Genomic DNA, 2,095 nt, shown 5'->3' with positions numbered 1-2,095 from the left:
ACTGTTCCGTCGCTTGAAAGGCTACCGCCGGATTTTCTCGCGCTTCGAGAAGCTGGATGTCATGTTCCTTGGATTCCTCAGCTTCGTCCTAGTCGTTGATGGGCTTCGGATGTGTTAACAGGCCCTAGATAGGTATCGGGCAGGCTGTCCAGCATCTGCGTCAGCTGCCATGCATCGGCAATGCGCCACTGGTCGTTGCCACCTACGCCGGTGGGTAGCTTCAGGCGCACGTCTCCGCCGCCGGACAGCGCCTCGAACGCATGCAAGGCATCCTGGCGAGAAAACGCGGTGTAGCCCGGCAGCGTGGCGGGAATCAGTGATATGGCTAGCGCCTGATCCCAGCCCGCCGTGCTTGCCGCATCGGCGCAAATCAGTGGGTGACCGATGACCTTGGTCGCCAGAAACGCATGCGGCACGATACCTCCGAGCAAGTCGCCGGCGCCTTGGATACCCAGTCCGCGTGCTTGTGCGGTGGTGAGCGTGTCATCGGGTACGTGGAACGTTCCAGCTTCAACGACGCCATGGCCGGCGACGCCGGCATCGCGCACGCCCAGCAAACGCGCAATTTCGCCACACACCCAAGCATGCGTTGCACGCTCATGACCATGCTCGGGCACGGGGCGCGTGGCATGCCCAAGCACCTGTCGGTAGTGCGTCTGTGCCATGACCTCTCCCCTGAGGCGTGATCGCGCGTCGTTGCTGGCCTCGGTCGCAGCTGAGGGACGAGTCGTGGACGTGGGTGTCGCCGGAGCCTTACTGTCGCCGGAGCCTTACTTCAGTGCCAGATACAGGCCAAGCACAATCAGGAACACCACGATCAAACTGATGGCGATACGCCCGCCGCGCAACTCCAACAAGGCGTGCCACCACACGCGGGCTTCAGGTGTGCCGCTTGCATGATGCGGCTTACGGCTACTGGTCTCGCTGTCCTGCATCCTGGGTACTCTCGCTCCATTACGTCGCCGCTTACCTTAATGATCAAACGTTACATAAGTGTGGAGCGGTTCAGAATCTTCCGTGAAATGCGGCATTACAAAGTCGATTTTCGCCTGAGCGGCGATCACATACGGGGCCCAAGGTGGTCGGGTGCACTACTGTCGTGACATCAGAACGCGTACGAGACCAACGCGTTGTTTCGACAACGCGGTTACAAACGCGTCACGTGGTGCGCGTTGACCACATGCACGCGCCTGCATGCGCCGCGTGCAGATGCAGTCGAACAATCTGACCAATTAAGCGTGCAACGCGCCGAAGTGCTGCAATGGTCGGGTTCGATGATCAATCGTTGACATACCCGCAGTTACCCTGCAGGTCAAGTTTGTTTATACCGGAACACCCCAAGCCATGAGCAGAGATCCATCCGTCATCGATGTACAGGCCGAAATCGCGCATTGGCAGGCGCGGCATGCCCAGGGCAACCTTGGCGCAGGCAAGTTCAGCGAGTTGTCCCCGGTGGTGAAAATGGCCTGCGATATCTATCTGCAAGCCCCGCGTTCGAGCGACCAGGAACGTCTGCGCCTGTTCCGTGACCGCCTGGAGCATCACTTCATCTCATCCAGCACGCAGTCCAACTACGAACAGTTGGCAACCGATTGCTGGCAGCGTCTGGGCGCACGCAATAGTTGAGTCCGCAGTACCCAGCAACACCTGTTTTTCATTGGAGATCGTCATGAAAACCCCGTATCAAGTGCAGCAGGAGCTGGAACGACTGGAGCGGTTGGTGCCGCACATCGTCAGCGACCAGGGCGACCGCGCGGAGGAAATCCTTGGCTTCCACGTCGCCAGTCTGTTGGGCAGCGCGCCGGCCAGCGAACACGCGTTGATTCGCGAACGCACCGCCCGCATGGCGCGTACCTGCCGCAGTGCGCAGGACGCCGTGCGCGCACCCAAGGTGCCTGCCAGACCATTGGGCATGTCGCCCGTTGCCCAGCCGCAATGGGCCTGACCGACCTCCCCGGAGCCGCCTAGGGAAGCTCTGAACAACGCACCACAGATACGCGACACTACCCGCCTCATCATGTAGAGGATCATCTATGCAGCTGACGTTCGGTGACGCTGAGGGCCTGGGCAAGCGCAAGCAGACCCGGCGCGAGAT

2 protein-coding genes and 2 pseudogenes are annotated in these 2,095 nt (G+C 60.6%); 3 read left to right on the top strand and 1 reads right to left on the bottom strand.

Translation table 11 applies throughout. From position 1 onward, the window contains the following. Window positions 1–118, top strand: a pseudogene (locus tag F7R02_RS25125) (IS5-like element ISCARN85 family transposase); the annotation flags it as partial. Window positions 119–122: 4 nt separating this feature from the next. Here the strand turns inward: F7R02_RS25125 and F7R02_RS25120 are convergent. Further along, window positions 123–665, bottom strand: a pseudogene (locus F7R02_RS25120) (DUF3182 family protein); the annotation flags it as partial. Window positions 666–1,344: 679 nt separating this feature from the next. Between F7R02_RS25120 and F7R02_RS25115 the strand changes: the two are divergent. Beyond that, window positions 1,345–1,626: a hypothetical protein gene (locus F7R02_RS25115; protein ID WP_003486531.1), complete on the top strand. Its 282-nt coding sequence runs from the start codon at window positions 1,345–1,347 to the stop codon at window positions 1,624–1,626. Between the two features lie 43 nt (window positions 1,627–1,669). Next, window positions 1,670–1,945: a hypothetical protein gene (locus F7R02_RS25110; RefSeq protein ID WP_003486532.1), complete on the top strand. Its 276-nt coding sequence runs from the start codon at window positions 1,670–1,672 to the stop codon at window positions 1,943–1,945. Window positions 1,946–2,095 lie beyond the last annotated feature (150 nt).

This window comes from Xanthomonas cissicola (assembly GCF_008801575.1).
Taxonomy (GTDB): domain Bacteria; phylum Pseudomonadota; class Gammaproteobacteria; order Xanthomonadales; family Xanthomonadaceae; genus Xanthomonas; species Xanthomonas cissicola.
Note: the sequence above shows the minus strand (reverse complement) of the source record. Positions and strands in the feature narration are given on the sequence as shown.

Coding starts and splice junctions, on each gene's coding strand:
- F7R02_RS25115 (WP_003486531.1), top strand. CDS start 1,345: ATGAGCAGAGATCCATCCGTCATCGATGTACAGGCCGAAATCGCGCAT.
- F7R02_RS25110 (WP_003486532.1), top strand. CDS start 1,670: ATGAAAACCCCGTATCAAGTGCAGCAGGAGCTGGAACGACTGGAGCGG.